The organism is Leclercia sp. M-A074-M (assembly GCF_965195605.1).
Lineage (GTDB): Bacteria > Pseudomonadota > Gammaproteobacteria > Enterobacterales > Enterobacteriaceae > Enterobacter.
Window position 1 is genome coordinate 50,923 of the sequence record NZ_CBDAHM010000011.1, and the last position, 26,891, is coordinate 77,813.

Here is a 26,891-nt window from a genome sequence, read left to right on the forward strand (position 1 = left end):
CAATGCTGGAATCAGAGATATGAATGCACCCTTTTCCTATGCGTCTCCCACGGTAAGCATTGAGGCGTTAAAGCACTCCATTGCTTACAAGCTGATGTTCACCATTGGCAAAGACCCGGTCATCGCCAACAAACATGAATGGCTCAACGCCACCCTGTTTGCGGTGCGTGACCGGCTGGTTGAGCGCTGGCTGCGCTCCAACCGCGCTCAGCTCTCACAGGAGACTCGCCAGGTTTACTATCTGTCGATGGAGTTTTTGATTGGCCGCACCCTTTCCAACGCGCTGCTGTCGCTGGGTATCTATGACGACGTCAAAACCGCGCTGGAAGAGATGGGGTTAGATTTAGAAGAGCTGATTGACGAAGAGAACGACCCTGGCCTCGGCAACGGTGGTCTGGGTCGTCTGGCAGCCTGCTTCCTCGATTCGCTGGCGACCCTCGCCCTGCCAGGGCGTGGCTACGGTATCCGCTACGATTACGGCATGTTCAAACAGAACATTGTCGATGGCCGACAGAAAGAGTCTCCGGACTACTGGCTGGAGTACGGCAACCCGTGGGAGTTCAAGCGCCACAATACCCGTTATAAAGTCCGCTTCGGTGGCCGTATTCAGCAGGAAGGCAAGAAGAGCCGCTGGGTCGAGACCGAAGAGATCCTGGCCGTGGCTTACGATCAGATCATTCCCGGCTACGACACTGACGCCACCAACACGCTGCGCCTGTGGAACGCCCAGGCCAGTAGCGAGATTAACCTCGGTAAGTTCAACCAGGGCGACTACTTCGCGGCGGTGGAAGATAAAAACCACTCCGAGAACGTCTCCCGGGTGCTCTATCCGGATGATTCCACCTACTCCGGGCGCGAGCTGCGCCTGCGTCAGGAGTACTTCCTGGTCTCCGCGACCATTCAGGATATCCTGAGCCGTCACTACCAGCTGCACAAAACCTACGCCAATCTGGCGGATAAGATCGCGATTCACCTGAATGATACCCACCCGGTGTTGTCGATCCCTGAGCTGATGCGCCTGCTGATTGACGAGCATAAGTTCAGCTGGGACGAGGCGTTTGAGGTGACCTGCCAGGTCTTCTCCTACACCAACCACACGTTGATGAGCGAAGCGCTGGAAACCTGGCCGGTGGATATGCTGGGCAAAATCCTGCCGCGCCACCTGCAGATTATCTTTGAGATTAACGACTTCTTCCTGAGAACGTTGCAGGAGCAGTATCCGCACGACACCGGCCTGCTGAGCCGCACCTCGATCATTGATGAATCCAATGGCCGCCGGGTGCGCATGGCGTGGCTGGCGGTGGTGATCAGCCACAAGGTCAATGGCGTGTCTGAGCTGCACTCGAACCTGATGGTGCAGTCGCTGTTCGCAGACTTTGCGAAAATCTTCCCGATGCGTTTCTGCAACGTCACCAACGGGGTAACGCCGCGCCGCTGGCTGGCGCTGGCGAACCAGCCGCTCTCCGATGTGCTCGACGAGAACATCGGTCGCACCTGGCGGACCGATTTAAGCCAGCTGAGCGAGCTTGAGCAGCATGCTGACTTCCCGACGGTGAATAAAGCGGTGCGTGATGCCAAGCTGCTCAATAAAAAGCGGCTGGCGGTGTGGATGGCGCTGCATCTGAACGTAGTCGCTAACCCGAAAGCGCTGTTTGACGTCCAGATCAAACGTATCCACGAGTACAAGCGTCAGCTGATGAACGTGCTGCACGTGATCACCCGCTACAACCGCATCAAGGCCGACCCTGATGCGGACTGGGTGCCACGCGTGAACATTTTCGCCGGGAAAGCGGCGTCGGCCTACTACATGGCGAAGCACATTATTCATCTGATCAACGACGTGGCGAAGGTGATCAATAACGATCCGCAGATTGGCGACAAGCTGAAGGTCGTCTTCATCCCGAACTACAGCGTGAGTCTGGCCCAGCTGATCATTCCGGCCGCCGATCTCTCGGAGCAGATCTCCACCGCAGGCACCGAGGCGTCGGGCACCAGTAACATGAAGTTTGCCCTCAACGGCGCGCTGACCATCGGCACGCTGGATGGCGCCAATGTTGAGATGCTGGAGCACGTGGGTGAAGAGAACATCTTTATCTTCGGTAACACCACAGAAGAGGTGGAGGCGCTACGTGCTAAGGGCTACTCGCCGCGTGATTATTACGAGCAGGATGAAGAGCTGCGTCAGGTGTTGACCCAGATCGGCACCGGGGTATTTAACCCGGATGAGCCTGGCCGCTATCGCGACCTGGTGGATTCGCTGATTAACTTCGGTGACCACTACCAGGTGCTGGCGGACTACCGCAGCTATGTGGATTGTCAGGACCGGGTGGACGAGCTGTACCGTAAGCCGGAAGAGTGGGCCACCAAAGCGATGCACAACATCGCCAATATGGGCTACTTCTCGTCGGATCGCACCATTCAGGAGTATGCCGAGAACATCTGGCATATCAAACCGGTGCGGTTGTAAAAAACGCCGGGTGGCGGCTGCGCCTTACCCGGCCTACGTTCATTTGTCTTTTGTAGGCCCGGTAAGCGCCAGCGCCACCGGGCACGAAGCCCGCATGAAACCTGTAGGCCCGGTAAGCGTTAGCGCCACCGGGCATTTTTTATGATGCTAACGACAACTCACGCTTTCCCATACGCTGCGCCAGCCACAGCGCCACGCGCGACTGTTGTTCCGCATTGAGCCACATCCCCTCTTTGGTGCGACGCCAGAGCGCATCGTCCGCGCGGCGTACCCACTCGTGGTCGGCTAAGTAGCGCAGTTCCGCCTCGTAAAACTCATGGCCAAAATGTTCGCCCAGATCGGTCAGATCCTTCGCCCCGTTCAGGATCAGCTCGCTATTGCTGCCGTAGGTGCGGGCAAAGTGGCGGGCCATGGATTCGCTGATAAACGGATAGCGACGGCGCAGTTTTGCCGCATAGTCATCGCGGTTGCCGCCGATATCACCGCCGGGCAGCACCGCGCCTTTGGTCCATGCCGGGCCGATACCCTGGTAGAAGGGGGCCAGTTTTTCCATCGCATGTTCCGCCAGCTTACGGTAGGTGGTGAGCTTGCCGCCAAACACCGACAGCAGCGGCGCTTTGCCGTGATCGTCGTGAATATCGAGCGTGTAGTCGCGAGTAATAGCCTGCGGTGAATCGGATTCGTCGTCGCACAGCGGACGCACGCCAGAGTAACTCCAGACCACATCCTCGCGCGTCAGCGTCTTTTTAAAGTGCGCGTTATAGACATTCAGCAGGTAGCTGACTTCGCTCTCGTCGATCTCAACGTTCTTCGGATCGCCTTTGTACTCCACGTCGGTGGTGCCGATGATGGAGAACTCATCCATCCACGGGATGACAAACACGATGCGCTTGTCTTCGTTTTGCAGAATATAGGCCTGCTTCTGGGTATGGACGCGCGGCACTACAATGTGACTGCCTTTGATCAGGCGGATGCCATACGGCGACGGCAGCTGCATCCCCTGGTCAAAGAACTGCTTCACCCAGGGGCCGGTTGCGTTCACCAGCCCGCGTGCCTGCCAGCTGAAGCGCTCGCCGGTATCGATATCTTCCGCTTCGACGATCCACAGCCCTTTTTCCCGACGGGCGGAGATGGCGCGGGTGCGGGTTTTCACCTCGCCGCCTTTACGTTCAACCATTTGCGCGTTGGCCAGTACCAGGCGGGCATCGTCCACCCAGCAGTCGGAATATTCGAATCCGCGCACAATTTCAGGCTTCAGCACCGAGTCTGCGCCAAAACGCACACCGGCAGAGGCGGGCAGGCTGGTGCGTTTGCCCAGGTGATCGTACATAAACAGACCAATGCGGATCATCCATGCCGGGCGCAGATGCGGGCGGTGCGGCAGACGAAAACGCATCGGCGTGGCGATATGGGGAGCCATTTTCAGCAGCACTTCACGTTCCGCCAGGGCTTCACTCACCAGGCGGAACTCGTAGTGTTCCAGGTAACGCAGGCCACCGTGGATCAGTTTGGAGCTGGCGGAGGAGGTGGCACAGGCGAGATCCTGCGCTTCAAGCATCAGGACAGATAACCCGCGCCCGGCCGCATCAGCCGCAATGCCTGCACCGTTGATACCGCCACCTATTACAATCAGATCTTTAGTTTCCATTGTACCCTCAGCACTTTCGTTAAAGCTCAAAAATGTTCGATATCGCTCATATTAGCAAAGGAAATGGATTTTAGTAACATCAAAAAAACATTTTTGAGTGATAGAGCTAACATAATGGCGTTTACCCGCCGCCACGACGTACACTAACCGTTAAAATAGTGCGGTCCCAGGCCGCACGGCACGTGAACAGACAACAGAGAGCACCATGGAACAATTTGAATGTATTAACGTAGAAGAAGCCCATCAGAAGATGCACCAGGGCACCGCAGTGCTGGTGGATATTCGCGATCCGCAAAGTTTTGCGATGGGCCACACCCCGGGCGCATTCCATCTGACCAATGCCTCGCTCGCCGAGTTTATGCGTGACAACGATTTCGACACCCCGGTGATGGTGATGTGCTATCACGGCAACAGCAGTAAGGGGGCGGCGCAATATCTGCTGCAACAGGGCTATGACTCGGTTTACAGCGTGGACGGCGGCTTCGATGCCTGGCACCGTCATTTCCCGGCAGAAGTCGAGCACGCGGGCATTTAGGGTATATACTGTCCCCTTTTGTGTGGAATAAGCGACTGCCGCCGATGCTACTGATCACCTCTTTTAACAACCCGCGCGTCGCCCAGGCGTTTGTCGACTACATGGCGACGCAGGGTGTCATTCTTACCATTCAACAACATACGCAAACCGACGTCTGGCTGGCGGATGAGAGCCAGGCTGCCCGGGTTGAGGCAGAGCTGGCGCGTTTTCTGGAAAATCCCGGCGATGCGCGCTATCTGGCGGCGAGCTGGCAGTCCGGCCATACCGGTAGCGGCCTGCGTTATCAGCGCTTTCCTTTCCTTGCGACCGTGCGCGAACGCGCGGGGCCGTTTACCCTGGGGTTAATGGCGGCCTGCATTCTGGTCTTCATTATGATGAGCGTGGTGGGCGATCAGCAGATCATGCTGCTGCTGGCCTGGCCCTATGACGCCTCGTTAGAGTTCGAATTCTGGCGCTACTTCACCCACGCGCTGATGCACTTCTCGTTCCTGCATATTCTCTTTAACCTGCTGTGGTGGTGGTATCTCGGCGGGGCGGTGGAGAAACGGCTCGGCAGCGGCAAGCTCATCGTGCTCACCCTCATCAGCGCGCTGCTTAGCGGCTTTATCCAGCATAAATTCAGCGGCCCGTGGTTTGGTGGGCTTTCTGGCGTGGTCTACGCGCTGATGGGCTATGTCTGGCTGCGCGGCGAGCGCGATCCAGAGAGCGGTATCTACCTGCAGCGCGGGTTAATGACTTTCGCGTTAATCTGGATTATTGCCGGATGGTTTGATCTGTTTGGTATGGCGATTGCCAACGGTGCTCACGTTGCCGGGCTGGCGGTCGGGCTGGCGATGGCGTTTGCCGATACGCTCAATGCGCGAAAACGAACATAAATCTGGCAGGGAACTCCGATGAAACAAACACAACGTCATGATGCCATTATTGACCTGGTGAAAAAGCAGGGATACGTCAGTACCGAAGAGCTGGTGGAGCAGTTTGCCGTCAGCCCGCAGACCATCCGCCGCGACCTCAACGACCTGGCCGATCAGAACCGTATCCTGCGCCACCACGGCGGCGCGGCGCTGCCCTCCAGTTCGGTCAACACCCCCTGGCATGACCGCAAGGCGACGCAGACCTCGGAAAAGGAGCGTATCGCCCGTAAGGTCGCCAGTCAGATCCCCAACGGCGCGACGCTGTTTATCGACATCGGCACCACGCCGGAGGCGGTGGCGCATGCCCTGCTCGGCCATGAAAACCTGCGTATCGTGACCAACAACCTCAACGTCGCCACCACCCTGATGCAGAAAGAGGACTTTCGCATCATTCTGGCGGGCGGCGAGCTGCGCAGCCGTGACGGCGGCATTATTGGCGAGGCGACCCTCGACTTCATCTCCCAGTTCCGCCTCGACTTTGGCATTCTCGGCATCAGCGGTATCGATACGGACGGCTCGCTGCTGGAGTTTGACTACCACGAAGTGCGCACCAAACGGGCGATCATTGAGAACTCGCGCCATGTCATGCTGGTGGTGGATCACTCCAAGTTTGGCCGTAACGCGATGGTGAATATGGGCAGCATAAGTATGGTGAATGCGGTCTATACGGATGTGATGCCGCCGGAAGGGGTGTTAAAAGTGATTCGCGATCATAAGTTGCAGTTAGAACTGTGCTGAGTTTGTGCCGGGTGGCGGCTTCGCCTTACCCGGCCTACAAAACCGTAGGCCCGTGCAAGCGTAGCGTCGCCGGGCAATAAATGGCAACAAAACCGTAGACCCGCGCAAGCGCAGCGCCGCCGGGCAATGCCCTACACGCCGTACCCCATCATCTTCAACAGCTGCTGCGCATGCTGCACCGCATCCTGACGGTGGGCGACGCCCAGCTTCTGATACAGGTTACGGATATGCGTTTTAATGGTGGTGGCCGCCACCGCCAGCTCACCGGCAATCTGCTCGTTGCTGTAGCCTGAGTAAATCAGCCCCAGAACCTGCCACTCGCGCTGGGTCAGCGGACTGGTGCGGATCAGCTCCGGCACTTCCGGGTGATTCAGCAGACGCTCCACAAAGGTCTCGTCGAAGTGGGCAAACTTGTGGCGATGATGCTGGTTAATCTCACGCAGAATGCGCTGGGCACGGTGCTGATCCAGCTCCGGCAGCGTGTTGAGCTGAATCAACTGGCGCAGCTGCTGCGCCATAGTCTCGCCTTCAATCACAAAGTGGCTGATAAAGCCGGTGCGGTTCGCCAGCTGCAACGCTTCCAGCAGCACGCGTTGGGCGTCATTCTTACGGCCTGACTGCCAGTAAAGCTGGTTTTGCAGCAGCAGGTTGCGGTTGAGATCGCTCATCAGACGCAGGCTGCGGGCATTTTCGTTCAGCTCTTCCAGCACCATCTCGGCCGGTTCAAATTCGCCTAACAGGATCTGCGCCCGGGCAATGTTGCGCCACTGGCTCTGCAGGAAGTGGTTATTGGCGAACGCCGGCTTCGGCGTCTGGCGCAGCCAGTTGGCCGCCGATTTCTTGTCGCCGGTCATCTGCCAGTAGATCACCCGCACCTTATCGGCGTTCGATACCCAGTCGCTGTGGTACTGACCGTTGCCGAGCAGGTTTTCCAGGCGGTTGAGATGGTTCCGGGCGTTGTCGAGATCGCCGCGCGCCAGGGAGCACTGCACCAGCAGGCCCAGACACTGCAACTGCTGCTGCGGCTGATAGGTGGAGAGCACATTGACCCCAAGACGGGCGGTGCTTTCGGCTTCGTCCAGACGTGCCCACGCCCACAGAAGCTGGGCGCGAATGCGCAGCAGGAACTCGTGCATTGGCAGCTGTTCCAGATGCTGATCGCGGATCAGGTTGAATGCTTTTTCCTGCGTCTCCCAGGCGGCCTGCAGGAAGCCCTGGGCAAACAAAATTTCGCTCTGCTGGATCAGGCTCCACAGCGCGTAGTGCCAGACATCGTGACGGCGCGCCATCTGTTCGGTCTGCTGCATCAGCGACAGGGAGCGGGTGAGATCGCCTTTACAGTGCAGCACTTCCCCATGCACCGAGGTGGCAACGATACGGCTGTAGAAGTTCGCCAGGGGCAGCTCTTCCAGCGCGACCATCGACAGGCGCTGGGCCTCTTCCTGGTCGCCGTCATTGATCGCCACCTGCGCGCGCAGGGCGTTAAACTCGCCGTGCAGGGCGGCATCCATCTCGCCCTTCATCTCCTGCTCGGCGCGGGCCAGCAGGGTGTTCACTTCGCTGTAGCGATGCTGGCTTTGCATCAGCCAGGCCTGGAGCAGCACCAGGCGTGGATTTTCCAGCAGGCTCTCCCACGGCAGGGCGCGCAGCGACTCTTCCAGCAGGGCCAGCTCGCTGTGATTAAACAGGCTCCAGGCGTGGTTGAGCAGGATATCGCGCAGCATATGGGCATCGCCCGCTGCCAGCGCGTGATGAATCGCCTCGCTCGGGAACCCCTGCGCCATCCAGCTTTCTGCCGCGGCGCGGTGGATTTCCGGCAGTTCGGTCGCCAGCTCCCACTGACAGCGCTGGCGCAGGAAGCTGCCAAACAGCGGATGGTAGCTGAACCATTCGCCGGAGTCGTCCATACGCTGCAGGAACAACCCCTGACGCTCAATCTCTTCCAGGCGCATCTGGCCGTTGTCTTCGCCGGTGACGCGCACAATCAGGGCATCGTTCATCGAGCGCAGCAGGGAGCTTTTCAGCAGGAACTGACGGGTGGTTTGATCGACGCTGTTGAGCACTTCATCCACCAGGTAATCGGAGAGGTGGCTGGCATTGATCCCCGACAGACGACGGGCGGACTGCTGCGTCGGGCTATTGTTATGCCGCGCCGACAGCGCAATAAGCTGCAGGGCGGTCGCCCAGCCTGCTACGTCGTCGCACAGGCGGCTGCTTTCCGCCACCTCGATAGGGGATTTCAGGCGGCAGTCAAAGAACTGCTTCGCCTCCTGATGGGTAAAGGAGAGCTGCTGGCTGCCGATTTCCAGCAGCTGATCGCGCACGCGCAGGTTAGCAATGCCCAGCTGCGGCAGGTTGCGCGACAGTACCACCAGGGTCAGGTTTTCCGGCTGATGGCGCAGGAAGAAGCGCATCGACTCATGGATCACCGGGTTGGTGATCAGATGATAATCGTCAATGACCAGATAGAGCGGGCGATGCCATTCGGCCAGCTCGATAAACAGTTGGGAAAACAGTGAGGAGAGGCTGGCGTACTGCCGCTTTTGCACCATGCTTTCGCTGGTTACGCAGTGTCCGTTGGTCGCCTGCTGAATGGCGGCGATCAGATAACTGGCGAAGCGCTCCTGCTGGTTATCGCCCTCATCAAGGGAGTACCAGCCAAGATCGGTCTTGCCGGATGCCCACTGCGAAATGAGCGTGGTTTTGCCGTACCCGGCAGGGCTCGTTACCAGCGCCAGTCGAAAATTGTTCGCGCCGGAAAGTTTCGCCAGCAAGCGTTCGCGGACCACAGTATGGTCAAGACGAACCGGGCGACTTAATTTGGACGGAATCAACATAGTTTTCACTTCACTGTGTGGAAATCGAGATTTTTGATTTTTTTTGCGCTTCGTAATTAATGCATATAAGGTCGGTCAGAAACCTCTTTATTGCAAGTTATGTCCGGGTTTTATATCCCTTAATTTGCACTCGGTCACAAAAATATATGCTGGGGTGCGGGAACTTTTCCGATGGGCCTCGAAAGCGCATGGATACTGGTTTGGCGAGCATGCGGAAGGTTAAGCATAAAAAGGAATATAGAATCGTAAAGGCTGTGAAAAGTTAATAAAGTCTCGGGATGGTTACCCTGGTAAAATAACCCTCTGCGATACAGTAAAATCCTACAGTTATTATTTCAGGTAAGTAATTATTACTGCGCTCATATATTTCTTCTGAAAACCTGTTTCATTTTTTGACACTCTTCCCGGTGATCTCGTCTGCAATGCCCCACACTCTGGCTGTGGAAAGTGGCCGCGATCACACTTTATCGCTCATCCCCGCTACTCCTCCCCGCCTAATCCCCGGCAGGAGGAGGAAGAGCCATAAGTAGCCAGGCACACTAGCGCCAACGTTTTATTTTCTCTCTACAGGATGCAGATTCCCTATGTCACAGCCTACTTTCAACAAAGCTCAATTCCAGGCTGCCCTGACGCGTCAGTGGCAGCGTTTTGGTTTACATGCCGCTGAAGAGATGACCTCCCGCCAGTGGTGGCAGGCCGTCAGTGGAGCGCTCGCCGAGTTACTGAGCGCCCAACCCGCAGTAGAACCGGCGAAAGATCAGCGCCACGTTAACTACATCTCAATGGAATTCCTGATTGGCCGTCTGACCGGCAACAATCTGCTTAACCTGGGCTGGTATCAGGAGGTGAGCGATGTGCTGAACGCGCACAACGTTAACCTGACCGACCTGCTGGAAGAGGAGATCGACCCGGCGCTTGGCAACGGCGGCCTGGGGCGTCTGGCGGCCTGCTTCCTGGACTCCATGGCGACGGTAGGCCAGTCGGCGATCGGCTATGGTCTGAACTATCAGTACGGCCTGTTCCGTCAGTCCTTTGCCGACGGCCAGCAGATGGAAGCCCCGGATGACTGGCATCGTGGCAGCTACCCGTGGTTCCGCCACAACGAAGCGCTGGATGTGCAGGTGGGTATTGGCGGTAAAGTGACCAAAGCGGGCCAGTGGGAGCCGGGCTTCACCATCACCGGCCAGGCCTGGGATCTGCCGGTGCTGGGCTACCGTAACGGCGTGGCGCAGCCGCTGCGTCTGTGGCAGGCGACCCATGCCCATCCGTTCAACCTGACCAAATTCAACGACGGCGATTTCCTGCGTGCCGAGCAGCAGGGGATCGACGCCGACAAGCTGACCAAGGTTCTCTACCCGAACGACAACCATCTGGCGGGCAAAAAGCTGCGCCTGATGCAGCAGTACTTCCAGTGCGCCTGCTCCGTGGCCGACATTCTCCGTCGCCACCACCAGGCGGGCCGCAAACTGGCGGAGCTGGCGGATTACGAAGTGATCCAGCTGAACGACACCCACCCAACCATCGCCATTCCGGAACTGCTGCGTGTGCTGATCGACGAGCATCAGCTGAGCTGGGACGACGCCTGGGCGATCACCAGCAAGACCTTCGCCTACACCAACCACACCCTGATGCCAGAGGCGCTGGAGTGCTGGGACGAGAAGCTGATTAAAACCCTGCTGCCTCGCCATATGCAGATCATCACCGAGATCAACAACCGCTTCAAAAAGCGGGTCGAGAAAACCTGGCCGGGCGATAAAGCGGTATGGGCGAAGCTGGCAGTGGTGTTCGACAAACAGGTGCGCATGGCTAACCTCTGCGTGGTGAGCGGTTTTGCGGTAAACGGCGTGGCTGCGCTGCACTCCGACCTGGTGGTGAAAGATCTGTTCCCGGAATATCACCAGCTGTGGCCGAACAAGTTCCACAACGTGACCAACGGCATCACCCCGCGTCGCTGGATCAAGCAGTGCAACCCGGCACTCTCCGCGCTGCTGGATTCTTCGCTGGATAAAGAGTGGGCCAACGATCTCGATCAGCTGATCAACCTGGAGAAATATGCCGACGATGCGGCATTCCGCGAGTCTTACCGCACCATCAAGCAGGACAACAAAGTGCGCCTGGCGGCGTACGTCAAAGCCCGTACCGGGATTGAGATCAACCCGAACGCGCTGTTTGATATTCAGATTAAACGTCTGCACGAGTACAAGCGTCAGCACCTGAACCTGCTGCACATTCTGGCGCTGTACAAAGAGATCCGCGAGAACCCGCAGGCCGATCGCGTGCCGCGCGTGTTCCTGTTTGGCGCGAAAGCGGCGCCGGGCTACTACCTGGCAAAAAACATCATCTTCGCTATCAATAAAGTGGCCGACGCGGTGAACAACGATCCGAAAGTGGGCGACAAGCTGAAAGTGGTCTTCCTGCCGGATTACTGCGTCTCGGCGGCCGAGCTGTTAATCCCGGCAGCGGACGTTTCTGAGCAGATTTCTACTGCCGGTAAAGAGGCCTCCGGCACCGGCAACATGAAGCTGGCCCTGAACGGCGCGCTGACGGTGGGTACTCTGGACGGGGCGAACGTTGAGATTGCCGAGCAGGTGGGCGACGAGAACATCTTTATCTTCGGCCATACTGTGGAAGAGGTGAAAGCCATTAAAGCCAAAGGTTACGACCCGGTGAAATGGCGTAAAAAAGACAAACTGCTGGATGCGGTACTGAAAGAGCTGGAGAGCGGCAAATACAGCGATGGCGACAAGCATGCGTTCGACCAGATGCTGCACAGCATCGGCAAAGAGGGCGGCGACCCGTACCTGCTGATGGCGGACTTTGCCGGCTACGTTGAGGCGCAGAAACAGGTCGATGTTCTGTACCGCGACCAGGAAGCCTGGACCCGGGCGTGCATTCTGAACACCGCGCGCTGTGGCATGTTCAGCTCTGACCGTTCAATCCGCGACTACCAGGCCCGCATCTGGCAGGCAAAACGCTAAGGAAGCGCGATGGAAAGTAAACGTCTCGATAATGCCGCACTGGCGGCGGGCATCAGCCCCAGCTACATCAATGCTCATGGTAAACCGCAGTCTATTGGTGCTGAAACCAAGAGGCGTTTGCTGGATGCCATGCATAAAGCCAAACCCGTCGCGAAAGCGGCGGTCACCCCCGTCCCGAACGTGATGGTCTACACCGCCGGGAAAAAGATGCCGCTGACGATCGAAGGCAGCGGCGACTTTAGCTGGCTGCTGACCACCGAAGAGGGACATCAGCACAAGGGCCACGCCACGGGCGGCAAAAACCTCAACCTTCCGGCAAAACTGCCGGAGGGCTACCACACGCTGACGCTCACCCAGGACGGCCAGCGCTGGCACTGCCGGGTGATTGTGGCGCCAAAACGCTGCTACGAGCCGCAGGCGCTGAAAGAGGGCAAAAAGCTGTGGGGCGCCTGTGTGCAGCTCTACACGCTGCGCTCGGAGGCTAACTGGGGGATCGGCGATTTTGGCGATCTGAAAAAGATGCTGGCGGATGTCGGCAAGCGCGGCGGGGCCTTTATCGGCCTTAACCCGATCCATGCGCTCTATCCGGCCAACCCAGAGAGCGCCAGCCCGTACAGCCCGTCGTCCCGTCGCTGGCTGAACGTGATTTATATCGACGTGAACGCCGTGGAGGATTTCCGCAACAGCGACGAGGCGCAGGCGTGGTGGAAGATGGAGACTACCCGGCAGACGCTGCAACGCGCCCGCGATGCCGAGTGGGTCGATTATGCCTCCGTCACCGCGCTGAAGATGGCCGCGCTGCGTATGGCGTGGAAAGGCTTTGCGCAGCGTGACGACGACCAGATGGCGGCCTTCCGGGCGTTTGTTGCCCGCGAAGGGGAGAGCCTCTACTGGCAGGCGGCGTTCGACGCGCTGCATGCGCATCAGGTGCAAGAGGATGAAATGCGCTGGGGCTGGCCGGTCTGGCCTGAGCAGTATCAGTCCGTCGAGTCCCCGGCGGTGAAAGCGTTTTGCGACGAACATGCCGATGAGGTCGATTTTTACCTCTGGCTGCAGTGGCTGGCCTACAGCCAGTTCGCAGCCTGCTGGCAGGAGAGCCAGGGTTACGACATGCCGATTGGTCTCTACCGTGACCTGGCGGTTGGCGTGGCTGAAGGCGGGGCGGAAACCTGGTGCGATCGCGAGCTCTACTGCCTGAAAGCCTCGGTCGGCGCACCACCGGATATTCTGGGCCCGCTCGGCCAGAACTGGGGTCTGCCGCCGATGGACCCGCACGTGATTGCGGCTCGCGCCTATGAGCCCTTTATCGAACTATTGCGCGCCAACATGCAGAACTGCGGTGCGTTGCGTATCGACCATGTGATGTCGGTGTTGCGTCTGTGGTGGATCCCCTACGGCGAAACCGCCGACCACGGCGCCTACGTTCACTATCCGGTGGACGATCTGCTCTCTATCCTTGCGCTGGAGAGTAAGCGCCATAACTGTATGGTGATCGGCGAAGATCTCGGTACCGTACCGGTAGAAATTGTCAGCAAGCTGCGTGACAGCGGCGTGTACTCCTACAAGGTGCTCTATTTTGAAAACGACCTTGAAAAGAACTTCCGCGCGCCGGAGGCGTATCCAGAACAATCAATGGCAGTCGCGACGACGCATGACCTTCCTACGCTTCGTGGCTGGTGGGACAGCGGCGACCTTACCCTGGGCAAGACGCTGGGTCTCTACCCTGACGAAGTGATGCTCCGCGGGCTCTATCAGGATCGTGAGCTGTCGAAGCAGGGGCTGCTGGATGCGTTGCATGAGCACGGCTGCCTGCCAAAACGCACCGGGCATAAGGCGTCGTTGATGTCGATGACCGCCACGCTCAACCGCGGTTTGCAGCGCTACATTGCCGACAGCAACAGTGCGCTGCTGGGATTGCAGCCGGAAGACTGGCTGGGTATGGCGGAGCCGGTTAACATCCCGGGCACCAGCTACCAGTACAAGAACTGGCGTCGCAAGCTCTCCACCTCCCTTGAGGCGATGTTTGCCGATGACGGCGTGAACAAGCTGATTAAGGATTTGGATAAGCGGCGAAAAGCGGCTGCGAAGAAGTGATAAAAAAACCCGCCGGATGGCGGGTTTTTTATTGCCCGGTGACGCGTAGCGATCCGGGCCTACGGAATGTGCATGTTCTGTTTATGTAGGCCGGGTAAGGCGCAGCCGCCACCCGGCACTATCACATCACACCACCATACCCAGCAGCAGACACCCAATCAGGCCGCAGACGGAGATGATGGTCTCCAGCATCGACCAGGACTTGATGGTCTCACCGATGGTCAGGTTGAAGTACTCCTTGAACAGCCAGAAGCCCGGATCGTTGACGTGAGAGAAGATCACGCTACCGGAACCCACCGCGATAACCATCAGCTCAGGGCTGACACCCGTCGTCGCAATCAGTGGCGCCACGATACCGCCCGCAGTGATAGCGGCCACGGTGGCAGAACCCAGCGCGATACGCAGAACCGCCGCGATAGACCAGGCCATCAGGATAGGAGAGATGTTGGTTTCATGCATCATGGAGGCGATGTACTTGTCCACGCCGCTATCCACCAGAACCTGTTTGAACGCACCGCCACCACCGATGATCAGCAGCATCATGGCGATGATTTTGATCGAGGAGCCCAGGGTGTCGTTAATCTGATCCATGGAGCGGCCACGGTTCAGACCAAAGGTGAAGAGCGCAATCAGAACCGCGATCAGCGTCGCCATTACCGGGTCGCCCAGAAACTCCGCCACGCCCAGAACCGGATGGCCTTTCGGCAGCACCATTTCACAGACGGCGCGCAGGGCCATCAGCACAACCGGTACCAGAGAGGTCCAGACGCTGACGGCAAAGCTTGGCATTTCGGCTTCAGTAAAGGTTTTGGCGTTATACAGCCCTTCCGGGATCGGCTTGTCGATACCTTTCAGGCCACGGGCAAATACCGGGCCTGCCAGGATTACGGTCGGGATCGCAAGGATGGTACCGAACAGCAGGGTTTTACCCATGTCCGCATGGAAGATGGTGGCGATAGCGGTCGGGCCCGGGTGCGGCGGCAGGAAGCCGTGTGTCACTGACAGTGCAGCAGCCATCGGCACACCGACATAGAGCAGCGGGATGCTGGCAGAAGCGGCGATGGTGAACACCAGCGGCAGCATCAGCACGAAGCCCACTTCGTAGAACAGCGCGAAACCAACGGTGAAGCCGGTTAAAACCACCGCCCACTGAATGTTGTTTTTGCCGAATTTAGCAATCAGCGTGGTTGCGATGCGCTGTGCGCCACCGCAGTCAGCCAGCATTTTACCGAGCATGGCGCCGAAGCCCATGATCAGCGCGAGGCTACCGAGCGTACCGCCCACGCCAGCTTTAATGGAGCTGATAACTTTTACCAGCGGCATACCCTGCATCAGGCCGACAGCAAGTGCCACCAGAACAAGGGCGATAAAACCGTTCATTTTGAAACGGATCATCAAGAGCAGTAACAGGATTACACCGATAGCGACAATGACTAATGGCATGATTATCTGGCCTTAAAAATTGTTATGGGTAACGTCATTATTTCAACGACATACTAATGTTGCCCCAACTGGGAACGGCTAACTGATGGCACACAGAGAGGCTGCCTTCTAAATCTTTAGTTTAGTCGGTCGGCGTAAAGCTGTTTTAGTGCCCGTGAGAATGATACGGGTAACATGTGCGGCTTGAGAATGACCCCCGCGGTCAAAATGTGAATTCTGAGACGCAGGTCATGTTATGAGGCAAGGGAAGAGGGGATGTGCGTTTGTAGGCCCGGTAAGCGTAGCGCCACCGGGCAAGCAAACGGGCAATCAGTAGTAAGAGTGTTCGCCGCGCTGGTGTTCGGTAAGATCGCGTACGCCTTTCAGCTCCGGGAACTCGTTCAGCAGCTGCTTCTCGATCCCCTCTTTCAGGGTTACGTCGACCATTGAACAGCCGTTACAGCCGCCGCCAAACTGCAGAATGGCGAAGCCTTCGTCGGTGATCTCCATCAGGGAAACACGACCGCCGTGGCCCGCCAGCTGCGGGTTGATCTGGGACTGCAGCAGATACTCCACGCGCTCCATCAGCGGAGCGTCATCGCCTACTTTACGCATTTTGGCGTTTGGCGCTTTCAGCGTTAACTGCGAGCCCAGCTGGTCGGTGACAAAATCGATTTCCGCATCTTCCAGATACGGGGCGCTCAGCTCATCGACATAGGCAGTGAGCTGCTCAAATTTCAGGGCGGTGTCAGTTGCTTCCACAGCATCCGGTGGGCAATAAGAGACGCCGCATTCTGCATTCGGGGTGCCAGGGTTGATCACGAAAACGCGGATCTGGGTCCCTTCTTCCTGATTTGCCAGCAGTTTGGCAAAGTGCGCTTGTGCAGCATCGGAAATACGGATCATAGAATTGGCCTAATAGTTGACTAAATTACCTGGGTATAATACGCCCAACCTGAGGGCGCTACAAGGTTCGACACAGACACCATACCTGAACCGACGCCGCGCCGCTTCGCAAAAGCAGGCGGGAGAGCTCCGCAACGGTAGCACCTGTTGTCACGACATCATCCACCAGAGCGATATGGCGCCCTGCCACCGGAAATTCAAGCGCAAAGGCGTGCCGCAGGTTGCGTTTACGCAGTCGCGCGCTGAGCCGATGCTGGGCCGGGGTCGCGCGGATGCGGCGAAGCGCGTCGGGAACATAGCGGCAGTTTAGCCAGCGGGCCAGCGGGCGACAGAGCAGGTCACTCTGGTTAAAACCGCGCCGCCAGTGCCGCCGGGACCAGAGCGGCACGCTGACCATCATATCGACACGCGGTAAACCGTGGCTGCGCCTGGCCCGCAACAGCGCCAACAGTAACAGCCTCGCCAGCGGCTGGGCCAGCTGGCTGCGGCGGGAAAATTTTAGCTGATGGACAAGCAGGCTCACCGGCGGCCTGTAACCGCACACCGCCACCAGTGCCTGCCACGGCGGCGGTTTACAGAGGCAGCGCCCACAGGGCAGGCGAGGGTGAATGGCCGGCAAGCCGCACCGGGGGCAACAGCTCCCCCGAGGGGCTATTCCCCTTTCACATACGGAACAGACTCCCCAATGGCCGAGGGTCAGCGGCATCCGGCATAGCCAGCACAAGCCGGGCACTGTTAGCATAGACAACCTCCTTGTGAAAAAAGAGAACAGTAATCGATGAACAACCTTTGGTGGCAGACCGTCGGGACAGGAAATTGTCATCTTGTGCTGCTGCACGGATGGGGGCTGAATGCCGAAGTATGGCGTTGCGTCAGTGAGGAACTGGCCTCGCATTTTACGCTGCACCTGGTGGATCTGCCGGGCTTTGGCCGCAGCCGGGATTTTGGCGCAATGACGCTTGAGGAGATGGCGGAGCAGGTGCTGGCTCAGGCTCCGGATCGGGCGATCTGGCTAGGCTGGAGCCTGGGCGGGCTGGTGGCGAGCCAGATTGCCCTGACGCACCCTGAGCGGGTGCATGCTCTGGTGACCGTCGCCTCTTCCCCCTGTTTTAGCGCACAGGAGGAGTGGCCGGGGATCAAACCTGAGGTGCTGGCCGGCTTCCAGCAGCAGCTGAGCAATGACTTCCAGCGCACGGTGGAGCGCTTCCTCGCCTTGCAAACCATGGGCACAGAAACGGCGCGCCAGGATGCCCGCACGCTGAAAACCACGGTGCTGTCATTGCCGATGCCGGAGGTGGCGGTGCTGAATGGCGGGCTGGAGATCCTGAAAACAGCCGATCTCCGCGCACCGCTGGCGACGCTTTCGCTGCCGCACCTGCGAATTTATGGCTATCTCGACGGACTGGTGCCGCGCAAAATCGTGCCGCTGCTGGATGAGCAATGGCCGCAGAGTGAAGCCCTGATCATCGCTAAAGCGGCGCATGCGCCCTTTATCTCTCACTCCGACGAATTTTGCGCGGCGTTGATCGCCTTAAGTCGTCGTTTAAACTGATTATTTTTCATTTCAGCTGGAAAAAGTGACGTACCGCAACAATACTCAATATATCGTTGCGGTTATCCCGCGTTCGATAATCAAAATTACAATCATCTTTGGGAGTCATGACTATGAAACTTGTCACAGGTATTGTTGCTTCTCTGGTTATTGGATCACTCTCTTTCGGTGTTATGGCGGCGGAAGAGATCCAGAAAGACAAAGTGAAAGAGATGAATTTGACGAAAGTTGGCCATATCTCTACGTCTGACACCACCGCGCCAATGGATGCGCGAAAAGAGCTTTCACAGAAAGCTGATGAGATGGGCGGTAAGTACTTTGTCGTCACCAGCGCCAACAAAGATTCGAAAGACATCCGCGCGACCGCAGAAGTCTACAAATAATTGCACAAAGCCGGGCAGAGTTGCCCGGCTTTATTCACACTTAACGCAGCGCCCACCACTCCCTGAGGCAGGCTTTTCCTTCGGGGCAGCTTTTACAGCTGCCGGTTAAGCAGCCGTCGGCATCTTCCTGAATCCGCTTCGCTTTGCCCATCGCCTCAAGACGTTGCAGCATGGCCTCGATCATCGCCTGCGGGGTATGCAGCATCTGGCTAAGCTGGGTGGCCTCCATTCTTCCCTGTAGTGCCAGTAAATCACGTACTTCAATTAACGATGCCATGCCGCCTCCTAATGACAGTCGCTTACCGGACTTTCACAGCAGGCCGCCGCGGTTCTGCCTTTCGCCAGCAGATTAACGTCCACACGGCTGCGGGCCCGGCGTAACAGCCCGATCACCACCACGTTAAACAGTACCACTGCCAGGATGCAGACCAGGCTGTACTGCGGATGCTGAGTAAAATTGACCGTCTGGTAGTAGACCGTCGCCAGCGAGTAAGCGATATTCAGCCCCCACAGCACCGAAAAGCCCATCCAGCCGCGGCTCGATTCGCGGGCGATGGCTCCCATGACCGAGATGCAGGGAATGTAGAGCAGAACGAAGATCAGGTAGCTGTAGGCCGCTGAGGCGCTGCCAAACTTCTCGCTCATCACGCCCATTGCGCCCGTCGCCATCTCGCCGTCGCCTTTGCTGGCTTCAATCGGGTTTGCAAGAACGCTCAGGCTGAAGGTCGCTTTCAGGCTCTGCCAGGTTTCATCCACGGCGCTGACCAGCTCGTCGCCGAGGTGGAAATCGGCCGGGTTAAACGCGGCTTCCTGAATATTCTCGGCGGTATAGAGGGTGTTAAGCGTACCCACCACCACCTCTTTCGCCATTGCGCCGGTGAACAGCCCGACGGTAGCCTGCCAGTTGTCTTCATGCACGCCAATGGGTTTGAACAGCGGGGTGATAACGCGGCTGACGGAGGCCAGGGCGGAGTCGTCAATGTTGTCTACCGCCTTGCCGTTCAGGGAGAAGCTGTTGAGCGCGCTGAGGAAGATGCTGACCACCACAATCACTTTACCCGCCCGCAGCACAAAGCCTTTAAGCCGCTGCCAGGTCTGGATCAGCAGGCTTTTCAGGTGTGGAACGTGGTAGACCGGCAGCTCCATCACAAACGGGGTCGCCTCACCACGCATGATGGTGTGCTTGAGCATCAGACCGGTAAGGATCGCCATCACGATCCCCAGCACGTAGAGCGAGAAGACCGCCAGGGCCCCCTCCTGGCCAAAGAAGGCGGCGGCAAACACCGCGAAGATCGCCAGCCGTGCGCCGCAGGACATAAACGGCGCCATCATGATGGTCATCAGGCGCTCGCGGGGCGCATCCAGCGTGCGCGCCCCCATCACCGACGGCACGTTGCAGCCGAAGCCGACAATCAGCGGCACGAACGATTTGCCCGGCAGGCCAAGGGCCTGCATCAGACGATCCATCACGAAGGCGGCGCGGGCCATGTAGCCGGAGTCCTCCAGGAAAGAGAGGAACAGATACATCATGCCGATCTGCGGCACCAGCGGCAGGACGGTGTTGATCCCGCCGCCCAGCCCCTGAGCGAGGAAGATAGTCAGCCATTCCGGCAGATGCAGCGTATAACCCAGCCACTGAATGCCGTGAATAAAGAGGGCGACGGAGCCGACGTCAAACAGCGGCTGCAGCGCGCCGCCAATGTTGATGGCCAGCAGGAACATCACGTACATCACCAGCAGAAAGACCGGCAGACCGAGGAAACGGTTGAGGATGACCGTGTCCATCGCCTGGGTAAAACGGCTCGGCTCGGCGGTAAGGGCATTGCTGACCACGTCGCAAATGGCAGCGATGCTTTGATAGCGGGCATCGGCAATGTGCAGGGCAGGGTCGTCCAGCTCGTCATTCAGTCGCGCAAGGGAGGCATCCAGCTGGTGGGCGGCATCACCGGCATAGGCACGACTGTAGATATCGCCTTCCAGCATTTGCAGGCCGAGCCAGTGGCGCTGTCTGAACGGCATGCTGTGCGCCATTGCCTTTGCGAGGATCCCGGCTTCACGCAGCAGGGGCTGGGCATAGTGCACCAGCTCCACCTCAGCATTGCGGCTGTGGCGGTCAATGGCAAGCTTCAGGGCGTCGATACCGCGGGCGCGGGTTGAGACCAGCGGCACCACCGGGCAACCGAGACGGGCGGAAAGCGCGTCGACATCGATGCGGATCTGCTGTTTTTCCGCAATATCGAGCATGTTCAGCGCCACCACGCAGGGGATACCCAGCTCCAGAAGCTGCAACGTGAGGTAGAGGTTTCGCTCAAGGTTTGAGGCGTCCACCACATTGATCAGCAGGTCGGCGTCGCCGCTCAAAATATAGTGGCAGGCGATCTGCTCATCGAGCGAGGTCTGGGAGGAGATGGTGGTTAACGAGTAGGTGCCGGGCAGATCGACGAGGGTGACCTGATTGTCGGTGGTCGTAAACTGGCCCTCTTTACGCTCGACCGTGACGCCCGCCCAGTTACCGACGCGCTGACGGGCGCCGGTAAGCTGGTTAAATAACGTTGTCTTGCCGGAATTGGGGTTGCCAATTAAGCCAATGGTTAATTTTTTCATTTTTTCAGACTCGCTACGAGAGCTGGCGTTTTATTGTGACAGAGCTTCAACTTCTATTAAGGCGAGATCTTTCTTACGCAGAACCAGATTCACACGTCGGGTTTCGATATGGACCGGATCGCCCAGCGGGGCCACACGTACAACGTGGAATGAGGAGCCGGGAAGCATCCCCAAAGAGAGCAGCTTCTGGCGATAGGCCGGGCTGATTTCGCGGGTGAAGCCGGTGATCTTCCACGCGCTGTCTGGAGTAAATTGCATAGTGCCTACTTAACGGAAGGTTAAATAATCAACAGACACAATGGTAATGAGAATGGTTTCTATCATCAATATTAAATATGTGACGGAATGTGCATGGCGCTATTAATTTGCAGCCTGGTTGACCTTGCTCAATATTTACGGCGCTGAAGGGAAGAGATAAAAAGATTTATTGTTAACGGAGTGATAATTATCGGTTTAAATATGGATGTGCAATAGGTTACATATTGATAAAGAAATGAGTGAGTACATTTTAATGTAATTCGTGCGTTGGGCGACAAAACCGTAGGCCCGGTAAGCGAAGCGCCACCGGGCATTACGTAAGCTAGCGTTTCTTACCCATCGCCGCCGCCAGCGCATCCATCATCGCGCTGTTGCCGGCGGGTTGTGCTTCACGCCCGCGCGGTTTCGCCGCCGGACGCTGCTGACGTGCCTCGCTGTTACCGCCGCCACGACGGGCGTTGGTCTCGCCAGGCTGCTCGTCCAGACGCATGGTGAGGGCGATACGCTTGCGCTGCAGATCCACCTCCAGCACTTTCACTTTTACGATGTCGCCAGCTTTCACCACGGTATGTGGATCTTCCACGAACTTGTCGGCCAGAGAGGAGATATGCACCAGGCCATCCTGATGCACGCCGATATCCACAAACGCGCCAAAGTTGGTGACGTTAGTGACCGCGCCTTCCAGCACCATACCCGGCAGCAGGTCGTTCATCGTCTCGACGCCTTCCGCAAACTGCGCGGTTTTGAACTCCGGACGCGGGTCGCGGCCAGGTTTTTCCAGCTCTTTGATGATGTCGGTCACGGTCGGCACACCGAATTTCTCGTCGGTGAAGTCAACGGCTTTCAGGTTACGCAGCTCGCTGCTGTTGCCCATCAGCGTCTTCAGCGCCTGCTGGGTAGCGGCCAGAATGCGCTCGACCACCGGGTAGGCTTCCGGGTGAACGGTGGAGGCGTCCAGCGGGTTATCGCCGTGGTTGATGCGCAGGAAGCCCGCGCACTGCTCAAACGCTTTCGGCCCGAGACGGCTTACCTTCAGCAGCTGCTGGCGGTTCTGGAACTGACCGTTCTCATCACGCCAGGCGACGATGTTCTGCGCCATCATGCGGGTTAAGCCCGCCACGCGGGTCAGCAGGGGAACGGAGGCGGTATTCAGGTCAACGCCCACGGCGTTCACGCAGTCTTCCACCACCGCGTCCAGCTTACGCGCCAGCTGGGTCTGGCTGACGTCATGCTGGTACTGGCCCACGCCGATGGATTTCGGGTCGATCTTCACCAGCTCCGCCAGCGGATCCTGCAGACGGCGGGCGATAGAGACCGCGCCGCGCAGGGAAACATCGAGATCCGGGAACTCCTGCGCAGCCAGTTCGGACGCCGAGTAGACCGAGGCCCCCGCTTCGCTGACAATCACCTTCTGGGCGGTCACTTTCGGGAACTGCTTTTGCAGATCGAGGAAGAAACGCTCGGTTTCGCGGGAGGCGGTGCCGTTACCGATCGCCACCAGCTCGACGTTGTGCTTTTCGCACAGCGCCGCAACCGCGACCGCAGCTTTTGCCGCCTGGCCGGTATGCGGATAAATGGTATCGGTGGCCACCAGCTTGCCGGTGCCATCCACCACGGCGACCTTCACGCCGGTACGCAGACCCGGATCGAGGCCCATGGTGGCGCGCAGGCCGGCAGGGGCAGCCATCAGCAGGTCGTGCAGGTTACGGGCAAAGACGTTGATCGCTTCGTCCTCGGCGCGCTCGCGCACGGTGCCCATCAGTTCGGTTTCGAGATGCATCAGCACCTTGATACGCCAGGTCCAGCTCACCACCCCTTTGCGCCAGCTGTCTGCCGGGGCGTTGTTCAGGCGCAGACCGAGATGATCGGTGATGATCAGCTCGCCGTGGCTCTCTTTCGGCGGCTCGTCGAACTGCGGGTCGGCGTTCAGGGAGAGCTGCAAAATGCCCTCGTTGCGACCGCGGAACATCGCCAGCGCACGGTGAGAGGGCACGGTTGAAATCGGTTCATGGTGATCGAAGTAGTCGCGGAACTTCGCCCCTTCTTCCTCTTTGCCGCTGACCACGGTGGAGACGATATGGGCATTCTTCCACAGATAATCACGCACTTTTGCCAGCAGGGCTGCATCTTCGGCGAAGCGCTCCATCAGGATGTAGCGAGCGCCATCAAGGGCGGCTTTGGTATCGGCCACGCCTTTATCGGCATCGATAAATTTCGCGGCTTCGGTTTCCGGGTCGTGTGCGGGTTCGTTCCACAGCAGATCGGCCAGCGGCTCCAGGCCGGCTTCGATGGCAATCTGCCCGCGGGTACGGCGCTTGGGTTTATAGGGAAGATAGAGGTCTTCCAGCTCGGTTTTGCTCAGGGTGCCATTAATGGCTTTTTCCAGATCGCTGGTCAGCTTGCCCTGTTCGCCGATGGATTTCAGAATCGCCTGGCGCCTCTCTTCCAGCTCACGGAGATAGCCAAGGCGGGTCTCCAGGTTACGCAGCTGCGTATCATCCAGACCGCCGGTGACTTCCTTACGATAACGTGCAATAAACGGCACGGTGTTCCCTTCATCAAGCAGGCGAACGGCAGCTTCTACCTGTTCAGCCCTTGCCTGAAGTTCACCCGCAATAATGCGGCAGAGCGAATCTTTCATCATGGCTATTTCATCTTGTGGGTCAAAAAATCAGGGGATAGTTATACGGACTGGCACAGCAAAATGCCAGTCGCGGAGGGCGCTCCAGGACTATTTTACGTACTCGATTTCATTTACATACCAGCTGGCTTCTCCCGCCGGGGTCTGGACGATAGCCAGATCGCCCACCTCTTTTTTCAGCAGCGCGCGGGCCATTGGCGAATCGATAGAAATGTAATCCTTACGACCAAAAATTTCATCGTAACCGACGATACGAAAGCGCTTGAGATCGCCATCGTCGTTTTCAATTTCGACCCATGCGCCGAAGAAGACTTTGCCCTCCTGCTGCGGGGAATAGTCGACGATTTTCAGGTTCTCGAGGCATTTGGTCAGATAACGCACCCGGCGGTCGATTTCGCGCAGCCGCTTTTTGTTGTACTGGTAGTCGGCATTCTCACTGCGATCGCCGAGACTTGCTGCCCAGGTCACTTTTTTCGTCACTTCCGGGCGCTCTTCCCGCCACAGGGTGTCCAGCTCTTTCTTCAGGTTTTCATACCCTTCGCGGGTGATCAGGGGCGTTTTCATTCTTTTGCCTTACGACGAGGTTGCTTACCTTGCGCACATTACGTATCACTTATCTTAACAGACAGGATTAATAATGAGTTATGTGATGGAATGTATATATAAGCTGCTGTTAAATATGCTTTGTAACAATTTCGACTAGAATTTATACCAGAATTAGCTGGTCGTAGACGCGCACTTTTTTAGAATACGCATCTGCAAGATTATCCGAACCTTTGGGAGTACTGACAATGCAAGAGAATTATAAGATTCTGGTGGTGGATGACGACATGCGCCTGCGTGCGCTCCTTGAGCGTTATCTGACCGAGCAGGGCTTCCAGGTTCGTAGCGTGGCTAACGCCGAACAGATGGATCGCCTGCTGACCCGCGAATCCTTCCACCTGATGGTGCTGGATCTGATGCTGCCGGGCGAAGATGGCCTCTCTATCTGCCGTCGTCTGCGCAGCCAAAGCAACCCAATGCCGATCATTATGGTGACGGCGAAAGGGGAAGAGGTTGACCGTATCGTGGGGCTGGAAATTGGCGCCGACGACTACATTCCAAAACCGTTTAACCCGCGTGAGCTGCTGGCGCGTATCCGTGCCGTACTGCGCCGTCAGGCGAACGAACTGCCTGGCGCACCGTCGCAGGAAGAGGCGGTAATAGCCTTCGGTAAGTTCAAGCTGAATCTCGGCACCCGCGAGATGTTCCGCGAAGATGAGCCGATGCCGCTCACCAGCGGTGAGTTCGCGGTGCTGAAAGCGCTGGTCAGCCACCCGCGCGAGCCGCTGTCGCGCGATAAGCTGATGAATCTGGCCCGTGGCCGTGAGTACTCCGCGATGGAGCGTTCCATCGACGTACAGATCTCCCGCCTGCGCCGCATGGTGGAAGAGGATCCGGCGCATCCGCGCTATATCCAGACCGTCTGGGGTCTGGGCTACGTGTTTGTCCCGGACGGCTCTAAAGCATGAGGCGAATGCGTTTTTCGCCGCGAAGCTCGTTTGCCCGCACCCTGTTACTGATCGTCACCCTGCTGTTTGTCAGCCTGGTGACGACCTATCTGGTGGTGCTGAACTTTGCGATCCTACCGAGCCTTCAGCAGTTTAATAAGGTCCTGGCCTACGAAGTGCGTATGCTGATGACCGATAAACTGCAGCTGGAAGATGGCACGCAGCTGGTGGTTCCCCCTGCGTTTCGCCGTGAAATCTACCGTGAGCTGGGGATATCGCTCTACTCTAACGAAGCGGCGGAAGACGCAGGTCTGCGCTGGGCGCAACATTATGAATTTTTAAGCCAGCAGATGGCGCAGCAGCTGGGCGGCCCAACGGAAGTACGCGTTGAGGTCAACAAAAGCTCGCCGGTGGTCTGGCTAAAAACCTGGCTCTCACCCAACATCTGGGTACGCGTGCCCCTCACCGAAATCCATCAGGGCGACTTCTCGCCGCTGTTCCGCTACACCCTGGCGATCATGCTGCTGGCGATAGGCGGCGCGTGGCTGTTTATCCGCATCCAGAACCGACCTCTGGTCGACCTGGAGCATGCGGCGCTCCAGGTCGGTAAAGGGATTATTCCTCCTCCGCTGCGCGAATATGGTGCGTCGGAAGTGCGTTCCGTTACCCGCGCGTTCAACCATATGGCGGCGGGGGTGAAACAACTGGCCGATGACCGTACCCTGCTGATGGCTGGCGTCAGCCATGACCTGCGCACCCCGTTAACGCGTATCCGTCTGGCGACCGAAATGATGGGCGAGGAAGATGGCTACCTGGCGGAGTCCATCAACAAGGACATCGAAGAGTGCAACGCCATTATCGAGCAGTTCATCGACTACCTGCGCACCGGGCAGGAGATGCCGATGGAGATGGCGGATCTGAACGCGGTGCTGGGTGAAGTGGTGGCGGCCGAAAGCGGCTACGAGCGTGAGATCGAAACCGATCTGCAGCCGGGCGATATCACCGTGCGGATGCACCCGCTCTCCATTAAGCGCGCCGTGGCGAATATGGTGGTCAATGCCGCCCGGTACGGCAACGGCTGGATCAAGGTCAGCAGCGGCTCCGAGCTGAGCCGCGCCTGGTTCCAGGTGGAAGATGACGGCCCGGGGATCAAACCGGAGCAGCGTAAACACCTGTTCCAGCCGTTTGTGCGCGGCGACAGCGCGCGCAGCACCAGCGGCACCGGTTTAGGTCTGGCGATTGTGCAGCGTATTGTGGATAACCATAACGGTCTGCTGGAGATTGGCACCAGCGAACGGGGTGGGTTGAGTATCCGCGCCTGGCTGCCGGTTCCATTTCCGCGCGGGGCAGGCGAAAGAGAGTTAACAGCAAAACGGTAACCCGCAGGTTACCGTTTTTATGGGCATGCCGGGTAAGCGCAGCGC

At 58.1% G+C, this 26,891-nt stretch carries 20 protein-coding genes; 10 read left to right on the top strand and 10 right to left on the bottom strand.

The annotated features are described in order from the left end of the window. The first annotated feature begins 19 nt into the window (after window positions 1-19). Window positions 20-2,467 carry a glycogen phosphorylase gene (gene glgP, locus ACOKCT_RS19735; protein WP_103177332.1) on the top strand — a complete coding sequence of 816 codons (2,448 nt, stop codon included), beginning with the start codon at window positions 20-22 and terminating at the stop codon, window positions 2,465-2,467. Window positions 2,468-2,606: 139 nt separating this feature from the next. Here glgP and glpD read toward each other — a convergent pair whose 3' ends face one another. Then, window positions 2,607-4,115, bottom strand: coding sequence for a glycerol-3-phosphate dehydrogenase (glpD, locus tag ACOKCT_RS19740; RefSeq protein WP_325941923.1), 1,509 nt, complete (start codon window positions 4,113-4,115; stop codon window positions 2,607-2,609). Window positions 4,116-4,320: 205 nt separating this feature from the next. Here glpD and glpE point away from each other — a divergent pair, with 205 nt between their 5' ends. From glpE to ACOKCT_RS19755, 3 genes are read left to right on the top strand one after another with little or no spacing between them, the layout of a single operon-like run. Next, window positions 4,321-4,650: a thiosulfate sulfurtransferase GlpE gene (gene glpE, locus ACOKCT_RS19745; RefSeq protein ID WP_103177330.1), complete on the top strand. Its 330-nt coding sequence runs from the start codon at window positions 4,321-4,323 to the stop codon at window positions 4,648-4,650. Window positions 4,651-4,694: 44 nt separating this feature from the next. Beyond that, window positions 4,695-5,525 carry a rhomboid family intramembrane serine protease GlpG gene (gene glpG, locus ACOKCT_RS19750; protein WP_103177329.1) on the top strand — a complete coding sequence of 277 codons (831 nt, stop codon included), beginning with the start codon at window positions 4,695-4,697 and terminating at the stop codon, window positions 5,523-5,525. Window positions 5,526-5,543: 18 nt separating this feature from the next. Continuing rightward, the gene (locus tag ACOKCT_RS19755; protein WP_103177328.1) at window positions 5,544-6,302 is read left to right on the top strand and encodes a DeoR/GlpR family transcriptional regulator; all 759 of its coding nucleotides are present in this window, start codon (window positions 5,544-5,546) and stop codon (window positions 6,300-6,302) included. Window positions 6,303-6,433: 131 nt separating this feature from the next. Here ACOKCT_RS19755 and malT read toward each other — a convergent pair whose 3' ends face one another. Continuing rightward, window positions 6,434-9,139: an HTH-type transcriptional regulator MalT gene (malT, locus tag ACOKCT_RS19760; protein WP_103177327.1), complete on the bottom strand. Its 2,706-nt coding sequence runs from the start codon at window positions 9,137-9,139 to the stop codon at window positions 6,434-6,436. Between the two features lie 584 nt (window positions 9,140-9,723). Between malT and malP the strand changes: the two genes are divergently transcribed. After that, a complete protein-coding gene (malP, locus tag ACOKCT_RS19765) occupies window positions 9,724-12,117 on the top strand; it encodes a maltodextrin phosphorylase (protein WP_103177326.1) in 2,394 nt (797 codons plus the stop codon). Between the two features lie 9 nt (window positions 12,118-12,126). Then, a complete protein-coding gene (gene malQ, locus ACOKCT_RS19770; RefSeq protein WP_420193801.1) occupies window positions 12,127-14,211 on the top strand; it encodes a 4-alpha-glucanotransferase in 2,085 nt (694 codons plus the stop codon). A 126-nt stretch (window positions 14,212-14,337) separates the two neighbouring features. Here the strand turns inward: malQ and gntT are convergent, their stop codons facing one another. The 3 genes from gntT to gntX form a co-directional block, all read right to left on the bottom strand. Beyond that, on the bottom strand, window positions 14,338-15,654 hold the full coding sequence (gene gntT / locus ACOKCT_RS19775; protein WP_420193802.1) for a gluconate transporter: 1,317 nt from the start codon (window positions 15,652-15,654) through the stop codon (window positions 14,338-14,340). A gap of 309 nt (window positions 15,655-15,963) precedes the next feature. Then, window positions 15,964-16,539 (bottom strand): Fe-S biogenesis protein NfuA, encoded by a 576-nt coding sequence (gene nfuA / locus ACOKCT_RS19780; protein WP_103177323.1) that lies wholly within the window; start codon window positions 16,537-16,539, stop codon window positions 15,964-15,966. Window positions 16,540-16,597: 58 nt separating this feature from the next. Continuing rightward, a complete protein-coding gene (gene gntX, locus ACOKCT_RS19785; protein WP_420193803.1) occupies window positions 16,598-17,281 on the bottom strand; it encodes a DNA utilization protein GntX in 684 nt (227 codons plus the stop codon). Window positions 17,282-17,317: 36 nt separating this feature from the next. Here gntX and bioH point away from each other — a divergent pair, with 36 nt between their 5' ends. Both bioH and ACOKCT_RS19795 read left to right on the top strand, forming a co-directional pair. Further along, a complete protein-coding gene (gene bioH, locus ACOKCT_RS19790) occupies window positions 17,318-18,091 on the top strand; it encodes a pimeloyl-ACP methyl ester esterase BioH (RefSeq protein WP_214422483.1) in 774 nt (257 codons plus the stop codon). Window positions 18,092-18,204: 113 nt separating this feature from the next. Beyond that, complete coding sequence (locus ACOKCT_RS19795; protein ID WP_103177320.1) at window positions 18,205-18,474, top strand: YdgH/BhsA/McbA-like domain containing protein; 270 nt, start codon at window positions 18,205-18,207, stop codon at window positions 18,472-18,474. A 40-nt stretch (window positions 18,475-18,514) separates the two neighbouring features. Here ACOKCT_RS19795 and feoC read toward each other — a convergent pair whose 3' ends face one another. From feoC to greB, 5 genes are all read right to left on the bottom strand, one after another. Then, window positions 18,515-18,751, bottom strand: a complete 237-nt coding sequence (gene feoC, locus ACOKCT_RS19800) for a [Fe-S]-dependent transcriptional repressor FeoC (RefSeq protein ID WP_103177319.1) — start codon at window positions 18,749-18,751, stop codon at window positions 18,515-18,517. 8 nt (window positions 18,752-18,759) lie between these two features. Further along, the gene (gene feoB, locus ACOKCT_RS19805; RefSeq protein WP_156655306.1) at window positions 18,760-21,078 is read right to left on the bottom strand and encodes a Fe(2+) transporter permease subunit FeoB; all 2,319 of its coding nucleotides are present in this window, start codon (window positions 21,076-21,078) and stop codon (window positions 18,760-18,762) included. 30 nt (window positions 21,079-21,108) lie between these two features. Continuing rightward, the gene (gene feoA / locus ACOKCT_RS19810; RefSeq protein WP_103177317.1) at window positions 21,109-21,336 is read right to left on the bottom strand and encodes a ferrous iron transporter A; all 228 of its coding nucleotides are present in this window, start codon (window positions 21,334-21,336) and stop codon (window positions 21,109-21,111) included. A 322-nt stretch (window positions 21,337-21,658) separates the two neighbouring features. Beyond that, window positions 21,659-23,980 carry a Tex family protein gene (locus tag ACOKCT_RS19815; RefSeq protein ID WP_420193804.1) on the bottom strand — a complete coding sequence of 774 codons (2,322 nt, stop codon included), beginning with the start codon at window positions 23,978-23,980 and terminating at the stop codon, window positions 21,659-21,661. An 87-nt stretch (window positions 23,981-24,067) separates the two neighbouring features. After that, a complete protein-coding gene (greB, locus tag ACOKCT_RS19820; protein WP_103177315.1) occupies window positions 24,068-24,541 on the bottom strand; it encodes a transcription elongation factor GreB in 474 nt (157 codons plus the stop codon). A gap of 227 nt (window positions 24,542-24,768) precedes the next feature. Between greB and ompR the strand changes: the two genes are divergently transcribed. Next, the gene (ompR, locus tag ACOKCT_RS19825; protein WP_001157751.1) at window positions 24,769-25,488 is read left to right on the top strand and encodes a two-component system response regulator OmpR; all 720 of its coding nucleotides are present in this window, start codon (window positions 24,769-24,771) and stop codon (window positions 25,486-25,488) included. Continuing rightward, the gene (envZ, locus tag ACOKCT_RS19830; RefSeq protein WP_103177314.1) at window positions 25,485-26,846 is read left to right on the top strand and encodes a two-component system sensor histidine kinase EnvZ; all 1,362 of its coding nucleotides are present in this window, start codon (window positions 25,485-25,487) and stop codon (window positions 26,844-26,846) included. The genes ompR and envZ overlap by 4 nt, the downstream gene beginning before the upstream one ends. Window positions 26,847-26,891 lie beyond the last annotated feature (45 nt).